Origin of the sequence: Stenotrophomonas sp. TD3, assembly GCF_001939825.1 — a bacterium.
GTDB lineage: Bacteria > Pseudomonadota > Gammaproteobacteria > Xanthomonadales > Xanthomonadaceae > Stenotrophomonas.
In genome coordinates this window covers 2,255,339-2,269,792 of record NZ_MOYM01000001.1, presented here as the reverse complement: position 1 = coordinate 2,269,792, position 14,454 = coordinate 2,255,339, and the positions used below count along the sequence as shown (strand labels likewise).

Below are 14,454 nucleotides of genomic sequence, written 5' to 3'. Positions count from 1 at the left end.
GACGCCGGCACGCCGACGCTGCATGCGGCTGACTACCAGCCACCGCGCTGGCTGCGCAATCCGCACCTGCAATCGATGCTCAGCTCCAGCCGCATGCGCCTGCAGCGCGGCCTGCTGTTGCTGGCCGCGACCGGCGCGATCAGCGAAGAACTGATCCTCGACGGCGGCGATGGCGTGCGCCTGCAGGGCTGGCACAGCCACGTCGAAGGCCGCGAACCCAAGGGCATGGCCCTGTTGCTGCACGGCTGGGAAGGCAGCGCCGAATCCAGCTACATGCGCATGGCGGCCGCGCGCATGCTCGAACAGGGCTTCGACGTGGTGCGGCTGAATTTCCGCGACCACGGCAATACCCATCATCTCAACCCCGGCATCTTCCACTCCAACCTGATCGACGAGGTGGTGCATGCCGCGGGCGATATCGCCCAGCGCTGGCCGCAGTTGCCGCTGGTGGCCGCCGGTTATTCGCTGGGCGGCAACTTCGTGCTGCGCCTGGCCCTGCGCGCGCCGGCGGCCGGCGTGCCGCTGCTGCGCGTGGCCTCGGTATGCCCGGTGCTGGATCCGGCGCTGACCATGGAAAGCATCGAGAACGGCCCGGCGATGTACGACTGGTACTTCCGCCGCAAGTGGGCCGGTTCGCTGCGGCGCAAGCGCGACCTGTTCCCCGAGCTGAGCGACTGCGACGACCGCGTGCTGAAGCTGGACATCCGCGCGTTGACCGCCTGGCTGGTCGAACGCCACACCAGTTTCGGCTCGTTGCAGGCCTATTTCGATGGCTACTCGATTGCCGGCGATCGCCTGTCCACGCTGCAGGTGCCAGCCGACATCCTGATGGCGCAGGACGACCCGGTGATCCCGTACGCGACCTTCAGCGACTGGCAGCTGCCGCGCCAGGCGCACCTGGAAACCGCCTGCTGGGGAGGCCACTGCGGCTTCCTGGAAAACTGGCGCGGTGACGGTTTCTCCGAGCGCTGGGTGGCGCAGCGCCTGCAGCGCGTGCTGCAAGGCTGAACCGGCACGGGCGCGCAGGCCGCTACAATGCGGGTTTGCCCTTGAACCGGACCGCCATGCAAGACCAGATCATCCAAGCGTTGCGCCAGAACGAGGCCGACCAGGCCGTGCAGCTGGCCCAGGCGTGGACCCGTGATGAACCCGGCCAGGCCGAGGCCCACCGCTGGCTGGCGCTTGCGCTGCAGCAGCAGGGCAAGGCCGAGGACGCGATGCAGGCCCTGCAGCAGGCGCTGCAGCTGGCCCCGGACAATGCCCAGCTGCACCTGCAGCACGCCGGCCTGCTGCTGGCCCTGCGCCAGTTCGACGGCGCAGGCGAGGCACTGACGCGCACCACCGGGCTGGACCCGAACGCATTCGCTGCCTACCTGATGCAGGCCCACCTGGCGATCGGCCGCAACGATTTCGATGAAGCGCAGCGCCTGTCCACCCTGGCCTCGCGTGTCGAACCGGACCACCCGGAACTGCTGACCATCGACGGCATGATCGCGCTGCGCCGCGATGATGCCGATCGCGCGCTGACGCTGCTGTCGGCCGCCAACCAGGCCCAGCCCAACGACATCCGCGTGCTCTACGCACTGGGCTTTGCCTACCTGGGCAAGAACATGCTGGCCTTCGCCGAGCAGGCGTTCCGCCGCGTGCTGGAACTGAACCCCACCATTGCCTCGCTGCATGGCCTGGTGGTGCAGCTGGCCATGCGCCAGGGCAACCTGGACGCTGCCGCCGAAGCGATGCAGATCGCGCTGCAGCAGCAGGGCCTGGATACGCCGTCGATGCGCCGCCTGGCCGGCGAACTGGCACTGCGCAGCGGCCAGCCGCTGCAGGCGCTGGAGCACCTGCTGCCGTTGCTGGAGTCGCTGCCTGACGACCGCGACGTGCTGCAGCTGCTGCTGATGTCCTGGCAGCGCCTGGGTCGCGAAGACGAGGCCCGCGCACGCCTGGATGCCGCCCTGGAGCAGCATCCGCAGTTGCATGACCTGTGGCTGGCACGCCTGGCGGTGGAAGAGGTCGGCAGTGCCACCGCCGCCGCCACGGTCGAGCGCTGGATGGACGCGATGCCGGGCCACCTGCCGGCGCTGGAAGCGCGCCTGCGCCTGCACGACATGGTGGGCGAACACGCGCAGGCCGAAGCGATCGCCGAGCGCATCGTCAGCCTCGAACCGGGCCGCGTCAGCGGCGAAACCCGCCTGGTCGAAGGCCTGCTGCAGCGCGATCCGGCCGCCGCGGTCGCCCGCGTGCAGGCGCTGATCGACATGGCACCGGAAGGCCACCGCGCCGACCTGCGCACCTGGCTGGGTGAGATCCAGGATCGCGCCGGGCAGCACGAAGACGCGCTGCAGACCTGGCTGGCACTGCAGGCCGACCAGGCCTCGCAGCGCCTGCCGCTGCCGCCGCAGGCCAAGGCGCCGCCGAGCTGGCCGGACAAGGGCGAGATCGACGGCGATGCCACCTCCGCGCCGATCTTTCTGTGGGGCGCGCCGGGGTCGGGCGTGGAGCGCGTGGCGACCGGCCTGGCCGCGGCCAGCCCGGTGCTGCGCAGCGACCGCTATACCTCCAACGCGCCTGACGACGCCTTCCAGAACTACCACACGCTGCAGGACCTCGCCTCCGGCGTGCTGACCCCGGAGCGGCTGGTGCAGCGCTGGCGCGAACAGCTGCCGTCGCGCGGCGTGCAGGACGACGCGATCATCGACTGGCTGCTGTGGTGGGACAACGCGCTGCTGTGGGCGCTGCGCCCGCAGCTGCCGCAGGGCCGCCTGCTGGTGGTGCTGCGTGATCCGCGCGACATGCTGCTGGACTGGGTGGCCTACGGTGCGGCTGCACCGCTGGCGATGACCTCGCTGGCCGAAGCCAGCGAATGGCTGGCGCGCGCGCTGGCCCAGGTCGCCGCGCTGCACGAGGACGACCTGTACCCGCAGGTGCTGCTGCGCATCGACCAGATCGGCAACGATCCGCAGGCAATGGCCGATCTGCTGGGCCGCCTGTTCGAGCGGCCGATGCCGCCGGCCGCGCAGCTGGGCGCGCCGCGCTTCCCGCCGGGCCACTGGCGCAACTACCGCGACGTGATGAGCGCCGCCTTCGCCAAGCTCACCCCGATCGCGGTGCGCCTGGGTTACCCGGAAGAGTGAGGACACGCCGATGCAACTGAGCAGCCACAGCCTGACCAACGGTGCACCGATCGACCGCGAATTCGCCGCCGGCGATGCCGCGGGCTTCGCATCGGACCGCAATCCGCACCTGGCCTGGAGCGACGTGCCGGAGGGCACCCGTTCGTTCCTGCTGGTGTGCGTCGATCCGGACGTGCCGACCGTGCCGGAAACGGTTGGCCGCACCGACATGAGCGTGCCGCGCGACCAGCCGCGCTTTGATTTCGTGCACTGGGTGATGGCCGATATTCCGGCCTCGGTGCAGGAGATTGCCGCTGGCAGCTGCAGCGATGGCTTCGTGGTGAAGGGCCGGGCCACCCCGGCCGGCCCGGCCGGCAGCCGCCAGGGCCTGAACGACTTCACCGGCTGGTTTGCCGGCAACCCGGACATGGCCGGCGACTACCTGGGCTACGACGGCCCGTACCCGCCGTTCAACGACGAGCGCGTGCACCGCTATTTCTTCCGTGTGTTCGCGCTGGACGTGGCCTCGCTGCAGCTGCCGGCACGTTTCACCGCCGCCGACGCCTACCGCGCCATGCACGGCCACGTGCTGGCCGAGGCCGCACTGCATGGCACCTACACGTTGAACCCGGCGCTGGGCTGAGCGGCACACCGGGTAGAGCCGGCCAGCGGCCGGCTCTACCTACCATGAAGAAGGGCGGCCTTTCGGCCGCCCTTTTCATTCGTCCGTACCGGATACCGGCGCGAACTCCAGCACATCGCCATGTGCGTTGCGCAGCAGCAGGCGGCCACGCCCATCCAGCGCAAGTGTCATCTCTGCGCGCGCATTCACCACCGTCCCGGCGACACGTTCCTGTTCGGCCACCTCGGCCCGGATGCAGGCGGCCGTGGTGATGATGCCGCCCTCCAGAACCAGCCGGTTGCCCTGCAGGTGATAGGTGCTGCTGGCCTGGTTGCACAGGTTCAACTGGCTCATGTAGCCGGGCTGGAAGCGCAGCGTGTAGGGTGGGCGACCACGGACGAACAAGGCATCGATGCGCCGGCCCTGCGCGTCGGTGGCGCGCGCCAGTTGCCACCGGTGTGCCTCGAGCTGATCGGTGCTGGGCGTGCTGGCAGCGGCCACATCCGCAGACAGGGCCAGCAGCGCAGCAATGATGAGGGCGGGGACGTGCTTCATGCCGATCTCCCGATGCATGTGGGTAGTGCCGGCCGCTGGCCGGCAACATCCGTGTGCTGGCGGTGCTCCGCAGGGCAGCCGGCCAGCGGCCGGCTCTACCCACCACGAAGAAGGGCGACCTCGCGGCCGCCCTCCTGTGGTTTTATTTCTTCTCGATGGCCGACTCGACCACCATGTCCAGCACGTACGCCTGCGACGGCGCATCGGCCGGCGGGTTCTTCACTTCGTAGCGCTTCACGCGCACCACGTTGCGCACGCCGTCTTCGTGGGTGTAGCCCTCGATGTTGCCGTAGAAGTTCTCGAACTTGCCCGGCTCACCCTGCTTCAGGCCCTTGTCGTCGAACTTTACTTCGCGCACCTGCAGGCACTGGTAGTCCGGGATCAGCGGGTGCGAGCACTTCTCGGTCTTGGCGGCCACTTCCAGGAACACGGTTTCGCCGGCGCCGCCGTAGCGGGTTTCAGCGGTCGGCTCCGGGTTGAACACCAGTACGTCGCCCTTGGCGTTGGTCAGGGTCAGCTTGCCATCGGCATCCTGCTCGGCCTTCAGCTCGCCCTGCAGGCGGCTCGACACGGCCTCATCCAGCGCCATCAGCGCCTTGTCGGTGCAGGCCATCAGGGTCGAGGCCATCGCACTGACCGTCAGCTTGCCGTCGGCCAGGGTGTAGCCACCGCCCATGCGGTTGCAGGTGTTGCTGACCGACAGGCGGCCATCAGCGAAGTCCAGGGTGACCGGCTTGTCTTCGCGGGCGAACAGCGCGTCGATGCGCTTGCCGTCGGCGCCGGTGGCCTGCAGCAGCAGCCAGTGCTGGCTCTGCAGGCGCTGCGCATCCAGGTGCGCCAGCGTCTGCTGGTCTGCTGCCTTGGCCGCGGCCGGGGCCACGTCGTCGCCGCCGGCGCCGGCCGGGGCCGGGGTCTGGCTGCAGGCGGCCATCAGGGCCAGCGGGAGGAGCAGGGTGAGCTTGCGGTTCATGGTGATTCTCCTTGGGGAACCGTGGGGGAAACGGGGTGGGGCCGGCAATGGGGTTACCGTGCCCCCGGCGCTGTTCAGCTGCCGGACGGCAACCACAGCAGCAGCGCCGCGCCCAGCGCGATGCGGTAGATGGCGAAAGCGGTGAACTTATGCGACTTGATGTAGCCCATCAGCCACTTCACTACGACGAAGCCGGTGACGGCCGCGGCAAGGAAGGCCACGCCCACGTCGGTCCAGTTCTCGCTGCCCAGCTGCCCGGCCTTGGCCATTTCCAGGAAGGTGTAGGCGCTGGCGGCGAACATGGTGGGAATGCAGACCAGGAACACGAACTCGGCGGCGGCGGCACGGCGGCTCAGGCCCAGCAGCATGGCCAGGAAGATCGCCGAGGCCGAGCGCGAGGTGCCGGGGAACACGCCGGCCACCACCTGCGCCAGGCCCACGCCGATCGCCACCGTCCAGGTCACCTGGTCGCGGTCGGGCAGGCGCGCGGTGTAGGCCTCCACCAGCAGCATCCAGACGCCACCGATGATCAGCGCCCAGGCCACCGGGCTGACCGTTTCCGGCAGCGACCAGCCGGCCTTGCGCACCACCAGGCCGACCACCGCGGTGACCAGGAAGGCGGCGCCCAGCTTGAACACGTACTCGCGGTTCTCGCGCTGGTTGAAGCCGGTGGCGAGCTGCAGCAGGCGCTGGCGGAATACCAGCACCACCGCCACGATCGCGCCGGCCTGGATGACGATGTTGAAGAAGTCCGAGCGGGCACCCAGCCAGTGCTGGGCGATGAGCAGGTGGCCGGTGCTGGAGATCGGCAGGAATTCGGTCAAGCCTTCGAGGATGCCCAGCAGCAGGGCGGAGAGCAGGTCGGACATGGACGGTGCGTGCACGCGCGGCGGAAGGAAGAAGGTCGAGAGGATAGACGATCCCTGCTGCACCAAACGGGTGCGTCCGGTGGTGGGTGCACCCGTTTGGTGCGCACCGTTCTGCACCGTCACGGGGCGCTTCTTTTTAAATCAATGACTTGCGGCCAGCGAAAAGTTGGCACGGTCGTTGCTGTACCTCAGCAGGCATTCATCCCCATCCGAGGTCGTACCGATGTCCGTGGAAAACGTTGAGAAGCTGATCAAGGACAACCAGATCGAGTTCGTCGACCTGCGTTTCGTCGACATGCGTGGTGTCGAGCAGCACGTGACCTTCCCGGTCAGCATCGTCGAGCCGTCGCTGTTCGAAGAAGGCAAGATGTTCGATGGCAGCTCGATCGCCGGCTGGAAGGGCATCGCCGAATCGGACATGGTGCTGCTGCCGGATACCGCCAGTGCCTACGTCGACCCGTTCTACGCCGATCCGACCATCGTGATCAGCTGCGACATCCTCGACCCGGCCACCATGCAGCCGTATGGCCGTTGCCCGCGCGGCATCGCCAAACGCGCCGAGGCCTACCTGAAGTCTTCCGGGATCGCCGAAACCGCGTTCTTCGGCCCGGAGCCGGAATTCTTCATCTTCGATTCGGTCCGCTTCGCCAATGAAATGGGCCACACCTTCTTCCAGGTCGACTCGGAAGAAGCGGCGTGGAACAGCGGCGCCAAGTACGACGGCGCCAACAGCGGCTACCGTCCGGGCGTGAAGGGTGGTTACTTCCCGGTGCCGCCGACCGACACCCTGCACGACCTGCGCGCCGAGATGTGCAAGACCCTGGAACAGGTCGGCATCGAAGTGGAAGTGCAGCACCACGAAGTGGCCACCGCCGGCCAGTGCGAGATCGGCACCAAGTTCAGCACCCTGGTGCAGAAGGCCGATGAACTGCTGCGCATGAAGTACGTGATCAAGAACGTCGCGCACCGCAACGGCAAGACCGTCACCTTCATGCCCAAGCCGATCGTCGGCGACAACGGCAGCGGCATGCACGTGCACCAGTCGCTGTCCAAGGGCGGCACCAACCTGTTCTCCGGTGACGGCTACGGCGGCCTGAGCCAGCTGGCGCTGTGGTACATCGGCGGCATCTTCAAGCACGCCAAGGCCATCAACGCCTTCGCCAACTCGGGCACCAACAGCTACAAGCGCCTGGTGCCGGGCTACGAAGCACCGGTGATGCTGGCCTACTCGGCCCGCAACCGTTCGGCCTCGTGCCGCATTCCGTGGGTGTCCAACCCGAAGGCACGCCGCATCGAAATGCGCTTCCCGGACCCGATCCAGTCGGGCTACCTCACCTTCACCGCGCTGATGATGGCCGGCCTGGACGGCATCAAGAACCAGATCGACCCGGGCGCACCGAGCGACAAGGACCTGTACGACCTGCCGCCGGAAGAAGAGAAGCTGATCCCGCAGGTCTGCTCTTCGCTGGACCAGGCGCTGGAAGCGCTGGACAAGGACCGCGAGTTCCTGAAGGCCGGCGGCGTGATGAGCGATGACTTCATCGATGGCTACATCGCGCTGAAGATGCAGGAAGTGACCAAGTTCCGGGCGGCCACCCACCCGCTGGAATACCAGCTGTACTACGCCAGCTGACCGGGGGCGATGGCGGTGGGCATCCCCCTCCCACCCGCCGCCATCGCACCCGTTTTCGCGGCTGGGGAGCCGCGGTCAGATCGGGGTCGGATCCCGTTCGTTTACGAACGGGCTCTGACCCCTGATCCAGGGGCAAGAGAGAGACCGGATACGCGACCAGGGCCGCCCTCCCTCCCGCGTCGGTCGTGCAAGGAGAGAGGCACGGCCGTCCCGGCCCAGTACGTGTCCGGTGCAACAGCCACGGTCATCACCCTGATGGCCGCTGGTTGCCTGATGCCAACGCGCGCTGGCGCGCTGGCCCCATCCACCCTCGGGACATGCGCATGAAACTGATCTCCGCCATCATCCGGCCGTTCAAGCTCGACGAGGTCCGCGAGGCCCTGTCCGACGCAGGCGTGTCGGGCATCACCGTGACCGAAGTGAAAGGCTTCGGCCGCCAGAAGGGCCACACCGAGCTGTATCGCGGCGCCGAGTACGTCGTCGATTTCCTGCCCAAGATCAAGATCGAAACCGTGGTCACCGACGAGCGTGCCGACGCGGTGATCGAAGCGATCCAGTCGTCGGCAGGCACCGGCAAGATCGGTGACGGCAAGATCTTCGTCACCGCCGTCGAACAGGTCATCCGCATCCGCACCGGCGAAATCGGTGCCGACGCGCTGTAACCCCTTTCCGGAGACTCCCCCCATGAAGATGCGCCTTCTCACCGGGTGGCAAGCCCGGTTCCATCTGGTGTGCCTGTTGATGCTGCTCAGCGCGCTGGCCGCCGGTGCCTGGCCGGGCAGTGCCCACGCCCAGGTGCAGGTGTCACCGCTGCCCAGCGAAAGCGTGGCGGTCGAACCGCTGCAGGATCCTGCAGCGGCAGCCGCTGCACCGGCCGTGGCCGAAGCGGCCGCCGCCTATGATCGCGGCGACGTGGCGTGGATGCTCACCTCCACCCTGCTGGTGCTGTTGATGGTGGTGCCGGGGCTGGCGTTGTTCTACGGCGGCCTGGTGCGTTCGAAGAACGTGCTGTCGGTGCTCAGCCAGATCCTGGTGGTGTTCTCGCTGGTGCTGCTGCTGTGGGTGTCCTATGGCTACAGCGCGGTGTTCAGCGCCGGCAATCCGTTCTTCGGTTCGTTCACCGAATTCGCTTTCCTCAAGGGCTTCACCCCCGACTCGGTCGGCAACACGCCGATCAAGGGCCTGCCGGACTACCTGTTCGTCGCCTTCCAGTCGACTTTCGCCGGCATCACCACTGCGCTGATCGTCGGTGCCTTCGCCGAGCGCATCAAGTTCCGTGCGGTGCTGCTGTTCTCGGCGCTGTGGTTCACCCTCAGCTACATCCCGATGGCGCACATCGTCTGGGGCGGCGGCTATCTGGGTGAACTGGGCGCGATCGATTTCGCCGGTGGCACCGTGGTCCACATCAACGCAGGTGTGGCTGGCCTGGTCGCTGCGTGGTTCGTCGGCAAGCGCCTGGGCTATGGCCAGACCGCGCTGAAGCCGCACAACGTGCCGTTCACCTACATCGGCGCGATGCTGCTGTGGGTCGGCTGGTTCGGCTTCAACGCAGGCTCCGCCGCCGCCGCCGATACCGTCGCCTCGCTGGCCTTCCTCAATACCGTGCTGGCCACCGCCGCTGCCGTGCTGGGCTGGACGCTGGTGGAAGCCATCGGCAAGGGCAAGCCGTCGGCACTGGGCGCCGCCTCGGGTGCGGTGGCCGGCCTGGTTGGCATCACCCCGGCCTGCGGCACCGTCGGCCCGCTCGGCGCGATCATCATCGGCTTCGTCGCCGGCGTGGTCTGCGTGTGGGGCGTGACGGGCCTCAAGCGCATGCTGAAGGTGGACGACACCGCCGACGTGTTCGGTGTGCATGGTGTCGGCGGCATCGTCGGTGCGATTCTCACCGGTGTGTTCAGTGCACAGTCGCTGGGCGGTACCAAGCCCGATCTGGATATCGCCCATCAAGTCTGGGTGCAGGTGGTCAGCGTCGGTCTGACCGTGGTCTGGTCGGCGGTGGTGACCACGCTGATCCTGCTGGTGGTGCGCAGCGTGGTCGGCCTGCGCGTCACCGAGGAAGCAGAGCGTACTGGCCTGGATGTGACTTCGCACGGCGAGTCTGCCTACGAGGCCTGAGGTATCGGCGAGCGGCCCTGCGGAGCCGCCTGCAGCCGCCACGGTGGGTGCCGACCGTTGGTCGGCACTTCTACTGCTCTGGTAGGTGCCAAGCTTGCTTGGCACTGTCGGCGACTCAGCCACGCATGGCGTGGCTCTACCGTTCCTGCTTCAATGGCTGTCTGCAGGTGTGCGTGTTCGCCACCAACGACTTCGATGGACTACAGAACGGAGCAGGTGTGATCCAGGCGACTTCCGCAGCAGTGATGGAAGACATCGAATGGTATGTCTACCTGCTGACCCTGGGCGACTACAGTCCGCATGCGTTTGTGGACGGCGCGGCTGGCGCAGCAGATCGAGAACGCTGGAGCTTCGCGGTGGAGCTCACCTATCGCTGCCTTTCCTCCGGTCTGTGGCGGCTGACCTACCACGACCTGCTGGCAGATCTGGGGTTTCCCAGCATCGATGCCTTCTGCCACAAGCTCTCGGTTGTCCGTCCGGATCAGCTTTCCGACGAGGGGCAGGTGCTGTGGCTGGATACCTACATGGAAGCGACGGAGCTGTGCCTGGATCTGGTCTCGCGTTACCTGCGTTCGCAGTCGAGCGATGAGACGACCTTTCATCCAGGATTCTACGATGAGATCGAACGGATGTTCTCCGACGCCGGAGTGCCCTGGAGTCGTGGCCCGGCATTTCCCATCGGCTGAAGCACTTCCACGTGTGAACGGTTGCTCGCAGAAGATGCCTTTTTCCTTCAAGCTATGCTCTGGATCAGGGTGTCCTGTCCCGTTGCCATCGTGAGTACCCGGTCCCGTAGCGCACTGGAAGGTCCGCCAGAAGTCGACGGGCTCCATGCGAATGCCGTGATGGAACCTGTCGTGATTGAAGGTCGGCACTCGCGGGAAAGCTACTTTATATTGATTGTCGAAACCTGCATCGATTGTGTCGACGAATCACGCTCCGAGTTCGAGAAGCTCGAGCGGGATGATGCCGTGAGACCTGATCTCGCAGGGCAGTATCGCGCGTTTGCGAAGCTGGCTCTGGATGGCAGGAAAGTGGGCTCGTGGCATATTTTCAGGATTGGCGGATTCGGTGCCGCACTGATCGTCAGTGGGGAAGTGAAGTCACGCCTTGAGTGGGCTGGCGTGACTGACGTGATCTTCGAGCAGGTCGGGTAGACCGGAAGTGGGACAGGGGTTTCCGTTGCGGCAGCAGGGAATGGGTTTCGAATGACTATCCAGGCAGTTCTCTTTCCCTACTGGACCGGCGATTGCCACGTTCCATCCAGCGAAGAGAAGATCGGTGACGCGCCGGTGGTACACCATGGGCAGGGACGGGGTGTCGGTGAAATCGCAGCGTGGCTGGATGGAGACTTCGGCCATCTCGGGCGCGGAAGCGAACTGCGGACCCGCAGTGCCTTTGCTGCGCCCACAAACGGTGACGAGGGCAGCGCATGCGTCCACTATGGAGAGGGACATGCTGTCCTGCGGGCGGCCGATTTCTTCTTGGTGCATTCGCGATGGAACTCCCAGGACGTTGTCTTGTTGACGCGACCCCAGATACTGGCTGTGCTTGAGGGCTATGCAGTGTTTCGAAGCATGAATCCGCGGAAGAAGCATCGTCCGCCCATGCCGTTCGCCATCGAGTACGAGGCCGAGGATGAAGAGGCGATCCGATTGTTCACCCAGGTTGGGGGCTGCTTCGAACCGGAGATGGATACTGGACCGGAGTACTGAATGACAGCTGCGCGGCTCCGGCACCCTGATATTCCCGCGCATGTGCGCTGCACGAAGGAGCGACATGGCGGGCATGAGTAGCGGATCGTGGAAGTCTGCTCCAGGCAGCATGTGCATCGGTCATTGATCGGTACAGGTTCGATCAACCCGAATGGGGACGAAAATGAGTGTCGCAGGTAGACGGGCCTTGTTTCTATCAAGCGCCAGTGCACTGGCCTGGCTTTTCCTGCTCGCCCTTTGGGGGGCGGTCACTTTCAATCGGAACACCGACAACTCCCTCGGAATCTACGAGCTGTCCACTGTGCCAGGTGTAGAAGCGCTCTTCTGGGTCTGCTTCTTCGGGCAGCCCATGCTGACCGTGGTGATGTTCATCCGGATGGCGTTGCGGCACCGCTCCGCGTTCTGCGAGATCCCACTCGCGATCGCGGTCTGGGGCCTGTTCCTGTACAACCTGTCGTTCTTTCGAAGTTGAGCGGCACGCCGGCGTTGGCCTGACCAGGTCGTGCTGTCCCTGTGTGGACAGCACGATCACCGGTGACGTCCGCGCCCGTGCAGCACAACCTGCTTGCCACCTGGGTGCCATCACCCAGCCAGAACGCGCGCACGCCGGTCATCATCGTCATCCACCACACCGAGCAGAAATCGGTGCAGCAGCGCCTGCGTACTCTGCGTACTGCGGGCAACGGTGGACCGGTCAGTCGAGCTGGGCATCAACACCGATGCGACGGCGGCATACCGTGCGCTGGAGGCCATGCCTGATGCCAACCAGCAAGCAGGTTGCCGCGGATGTGCAGGCCTATCAGAGCAACAAGGCAACCCAGACGTACTACGACGGCCTGTCAACGGAACAGAAGAAGGCGTTCAACGCGCTCAGCGCGGAACAACGTGATGCGGTACTGACCGCGAACAGCCCGGACTACGACAATGCGAAGAAGTGGGGCACGGGCGGCGAGTACAACCGTGCACTGATCGCAGTGACGACGGCGCTGGTGGGTGGTGTAGCGGGACAGGGCGCTGGCCAGGTCGCGTCCAATGCGCTGGCGCCCTATGCCGCTTACTTCATCGGCAGCAAGCTGGACCCGAACCACGGCAGCGATCCCAATGCGACTCTGCAATTGCTGTCGCATGCGGTGTTGGGTGCGCTGCTGGCGGAAGCCAATGGTGGCAATGCGGGAACCGGAGCGGTTTCCGCGGCCGGCGGCGAGTTGGCCGCGAAGGTACTGACGAATACGTTGACCGGCGGAGACCCCTCCAAGCTGAGCCCAGAGCAGAAGGAGATGGTGCTGGCGCTGTCGCAGGCGGTGGGTGCGCTGGCGGGTGGGCTGTCGGGACAGGATCTGGCTGGGATCGCGTTGAATGCGGGGATTGCCAAGAACTCGGTTGAGAACAACTGGTTGAGCAGGCAGGAAATCGCACTCATGGAGTCCGAGCGGGCCGCGTGTGGTGGAAAGGGGGGCGATGTCCAAGCCTGCAAGGACTCTGTGACACGTGCGTATGACGAGCTGAACGCAGAACGCGATCGTGAGCTGCTTGCGTACGGTGCTGCTGTTGAGCTGAGCATGCGCTCATATCCAGCGACTTCAGAGGGCGACTGGAAGCGCGAGTGGGCGACTCGTGTCGACCGATACTGGGAACAGTATGGTGTCGCGGTTGAGGACAGGGTTGCTGGTTCCACCCCGGGAGCGGATGCAGCATTTGCTTATCGTCAGCTTAAAAATAACGCCCTCGCTTCAGGTATGACAGCCGTCGGAGAGATCATGGACAAGGGTCTCGATAGATGGTTTATGGACAAAAGTCAGCGAAACCTCGAGGCAACATTGGAGGGTCTCTCTTCGACGTTGAGCTTGATGCGGGGCTATGTATCATCTCCTCACCCTGACATCTACATGCAGGGTGCTATCGATCAATCGTCGGTCATGACGAAGACCGAAGAGATGGCTGCTTACCTTGCGATCCTGTCACGAGGGGCAGATAGGGGATTGGGAGCATTGCGGGGCAGTTGGGGCATCAAAAGCCCCGACATGGGCTCGGCTGTTTCTGGAACCAAGGGTGTGATCAAAGCGAGCGAGACCATTGGCCAGCCAGTTGAGGCTGTTATTGGTGGTCGAAAGAGGTTGTTGCGGGTCGACATCGAGCCCAATGGTAAGCTTCAAATACAATCCGGCGGGGGTAAAGACTCAATCGTAGACTTCCGTCCAGACCTTTCATTGCCGCTAGCCCCGCAGATAGACAAGGCATTCAAACGATTGCCGCAATCAGCGAGGGATCAGTTGGTTAAGAACGCCGAAAAGGGGCTGCGACGTCTTCAGGAAACGGGAAATATGTGATGGGAACTAGATACGTGGTTGTGCTGGTCGCTGGAGAGGCGCTTCCTGAGAGAAACTCCCTGGTCTATCAGGCTTGGGGTGAAGTTCCGTTTTCATACTTTCAAGATCACGAAAATTTGAATGAAAGTAGTTTTCTTGATTTGAAGGTAAACAAGTGGGAAGTCAATGCTGAGTGGAGTCGGAAGTCGGAGGATGAGCCGTGGATCAGAATTGAAATATTGAGGGGTGGGGCAGTCGCAGAGTACCTGGCGGCGCAGGGGTTTTTATTGGTGGTCGGGGTAGGGGAGGCGTTGCTCAGCATTGAGATGGACGATGGTGGTGGTGAGATTGACGAGATTCTATTGGCCCATCTTGTGTCGGTTTTTATGCCGGGTAATAGAGTTTTCCAGTGGCGTGATGAGCTTTCTGAGATTGATGGTGAGTACATTTCACGTTTTCCCGCTCGGGAGGCGGTTCTCGAGCAACTACGCCGCTGTTGATGATTGCAGTCTGCGCGGGCTTGTTGAATCCGCCCAAACTGAACTGAATGTTCGCG

At 64.9% G+C, this 14,454-nt stretch carries 15 protein-coding genes and 1 pseudogene; 13 read left to right on the top strand and 3 right to left on the bottom strand.

The features are described 5' to 3' along the window. Positions 1-18: 18 nt before the first annotated feature. From BKE09_RS10655 to BKE09_RS10645, 3 genes are read left to right on the top strand one after another with little or no spacing between them, the layout of a single operon-like run. Complete coding sequence (locus BKE09_RS10655) at positions 19-1,008, top strand: alpha/beta fold hydrolase (RefSeq protein ID WP_042359058.1); 990 nt, start codon at positions 19-21, stop codon at positions 1,006-1,008. A 56-nt stretch (positions 1,009-1,064) separates the two neighbouring features. After that, a complete protein-coding gene (locus BKE09_RS10650) occupies positions 1,065-3,134 on the top strand; it encodes a tetratricopeptide repeat protein (RefSeq protein ID WP_075675716.1) in 2,070 nt (689 codons plus the stop codon). Between the two features lie 10 nt (positions 3,135-3,144). After that, positions 3,145-3,756, top strand: coding sequence for a YbhB/YbcL family Raf kinase inhibitor-like protein (locus BKE09_RS10645; protein WP_075675715.1), 612 nt, complete (start codon positions 3,145-3,147; stop codon positions 3,754-3,756). Positions 3,757-3,831: 75 nt separating this feature from the next. Here the strand turns inward: BKE09_RS10645 and BKE09_RS10640 are convergent, their stop codons facing one another. The 3 genes from BKE09_RS10640 to BKE09_RS10630 all read right to left on the bottom strand — a co-directional run bounded on the left by BKE09_RS10640 (position 3,832) and on the right by BKE09_RS10630 (position 6,129). Continuing rightward, the gene (locus BKE09_RS10640) at positions 3,832-4,290 is read right to left on the bottom strand and encodes an META domain-containing protein (RefSeq protein WP_075676697.1); all 459 of its coding nucleotides are present in this window, start codon (positions 4,288-4,290) and stop codon (positions 3,832-3,834) included. A gap of 142 nt (positions 4,291-4,432) precedes the next feature. Further along, positions 4,433-5,260 (bottom strand): META and DUF4377 domain-containing protein, encoded by an 828-nt coding sequence (locus tag BKE09_RS10635; RefSeq protein ID WP_075675714.1) that lies wholly within the window; start codon positions 5,258-5,260, stop codon positions 4,433-4,435. Between the two features lie 74 nt (positions 5,261-5,334). Next, the gene (locus BKE09_RS10630) at positions 5,335-6,129 is read right to left on the bottom strand and encodes an undecaprenyl-diphosphate phosphatase (protein WP_075676695.1); all 795 of its coding nucleotides are present in this window, start codon (positions 6,127-6,129) and stop codon (positions 5,335-5,337) included. Positions 6,130-6,352: 223 nt separating this feature from the next. On the opposite strand from BKE09_RS10630, the gene glnA reads away from it, so the two are divergent. The 10 genes and pseudogenes from glnA (at position 6,353) to BKE09_RS10585 (ending at position 14,398) form a co-directional block, all read left to right on the top strand. Next, positions 6,353-7,762 (top strand): type I glutamate--ammonia ligase, encoded by a 1,410-nt coding sequence (gene glnA / locus BKE09_RS10625; protein WP_004153533.1) that lies wholly within the window; start codon positions 6,353-6,355, stop codon positions 7,760-7,762. Between the two features lie 323 nt (positions 7,763-8,085). Further along, a complete protein-coding gene (locus tag BKE09_RS10620; protein ID WP_004134334.1) occupies positions 8,086-8,424 on the top strand; it encodes a P-II family nitrogen regulator in 339 nt (112 codons plus the stop codon). Positions 8,425-8,446: 22 nt separating this feature from the next. After that, positions 8,447-9,877 carry an ammonium transporter gene (amt, locus tag BKE09_RS10615; protein WP_075675713.1) on the top strand — a complete coding sequence of 477 codons (1,431 nt, stop codon included), beginning with the start codon at positions 8,447-8,449 and terminating at the stop codon, positions 9,875-9,877. Positions 9,878-10,002: 125 nt separating this feature from the next. Further along, positions 10,003-10,563, top strand: a complete 561-nt coding sequence (locus tag BKE09_RS10610) for a hypothetical protein (protein WP_075675712.1) — start codon at positions 10,003-10,005, stop codon at positions 10,561-10,563. A gap of 90 nt (positions 10,564-10,653) precedes the next feature. Continuing rightward, positions 10,654-11,034: a DUF1629 domain-containing protein gene (locus BKE09_RS10605; RefSeq protein ID WP_206120591.1), complete on the top strand. Its 381-nt coding sequence runs from the start codon at positions 10,654-10,656 to the stop codon at positions 11,032-11,034. A gap of 51 nt (positions 11,035-11,085) precedes the next feature. Next, positions 11,086-11,592: a hypothetical protein gene (locus BKE09_RS10600; RefSeq protein ID WP_075675710.1), complete on the top strand. Its 507-nt coding sequence runs from the start codon at positions 11,086-11,088 to the stop codon at positions 11,590-11,592. A 163-nt stretch (positions 11,593-11,755) separates the two neighbouring features. Then, the gene (locus BKE09_RS10595; RefSeq protein ID WP_139319640.1) at positions 11,756-12,064 is read left to right on the top strand and encodes a hypothetical protein; all 309 of its coding nucleotides are present in this window, start codon (positions 11,756-11,758) and stop codon (positions 12,062-12,064) included. Between the two features lie 41 nt (positions 12,065-12,105). After that, positions 12,106-12,291, top strand: a pseudogene (locus tag BKE09_RS23735) (hypothetical protein); the annotation flags it as partial. 59 nt (positions 12,292-12,350) lie between these two features. Then, positions 12,351-13,919, top strand: coding sequence for a VENN motif pre-toxin domain-containing protein (locus BKE09_RS10590; protein WP_075675709.1), 1,569 nt, complete (start codon positions 12,351-12,353; stop codon positions 13,917-13,919). Positions 13,920-13,933: 14 nt separating this feature from the next. Continuing rightward, complete coding sequence (locus BKE09_RS10585; RefSeq protein WP_206120590.1) at positions 13,934-14,398, top strand: hypothetical protein; 465 nt, start codon at positions 13,934-13,936, stop codon at positions 14,396-14,398. Positions 14,399-14,454 lie beyond the last annotated feature (56 nt).

Excerpts from the sequence above, each read along its gene's own strand:
- BKE09_RS10650 (WP_075675716.1), top strand. The coding sequence starts at position 1,065 with ATGCAAGACCAGATCATCCAAGCGTTGCGCCAGAACGAGGCCGACCAG.
- BKE09_RS10645 (WP_075675715.1), top strand. The coding sequence starts at position 3,145 with ATGCAACTGAGCAGCCACAGCCTGACCAACGGTGCACCGATCGACCGC.
- BKE09_RS10640 (WP_075676697.1), bottom strand. The coding sequence starts at position 4,290 with ATGAAGCACGTCCCCGCCCTCATCATTGCTGCGCTGCTGGCCCTGTCT.
- BKE09_RS10635 (WP_075675714.1), bottom strand. The coding sequence starts at position 5,260 with ATGAACCGCAAGCTCACCCTGCTCCTCCCGCTGGCCCTGATGGCCGCC.
- BKE09_RS10630 (WP_075676695.1), bottom strand. The coding sequence starts at position 6,129 with ATGTCCGACCTGCTCTCCGCCCTGCTGCTGGGCATCCTCGAAGGCTTG.
- glnA (WP_004153533.1), top strand. The coding sequence starts at position 6,353 with ATGTCCGTGGAAAACGTTGAGAAGCTGATCAAGGACAACCAGATCGAG.
- BKE09_RS10620 (WP_004134334.1), top strand. The coding sequence starts at position 8,086 with ATGAAACTGATCTCCGCCATCATCCGGCCGTTCAAGCTCGACGAGGTC.
- amt (WP_075675713.1), top strand. The coding sequence starts at position 8,447 with ATGAAGATGCGCCTTCTCACCGGGTGGCAAGCCCGGTTCCATCTGGTG.
- BKE09_RS10610 (WP_075675712.1), top strand. The coding sequence starts at position 10,003 with ATGGCGTGGCTCTACCGTTCCTGCTTCAATGGCTGTCTGCAGGTGTGC.
- BKE09_RS10600 (WP_075675710.1), top strand. The coding sequence starts at position 11,086 with ATGACTATCCAGGCAGTTCTCTTTCCCTACTGGACCGGCGATTGCCAC.
- BKE09_RS10595 (WP_139319640.1), top strand. The coding sequence starts at position 11,756 with ATGAGTGTCGCAGGTAGACGGGCCTTGTTTCTATCAAGCGCCAGTGCA.
- BKE09_RS10590 (WP_075675709.1), top strand. The coding sequence starts at position 12,351 with ATGCCAACCAGCAAGCAGGTTGCCGCGGATGTGCAGGCCTATCAGAGC.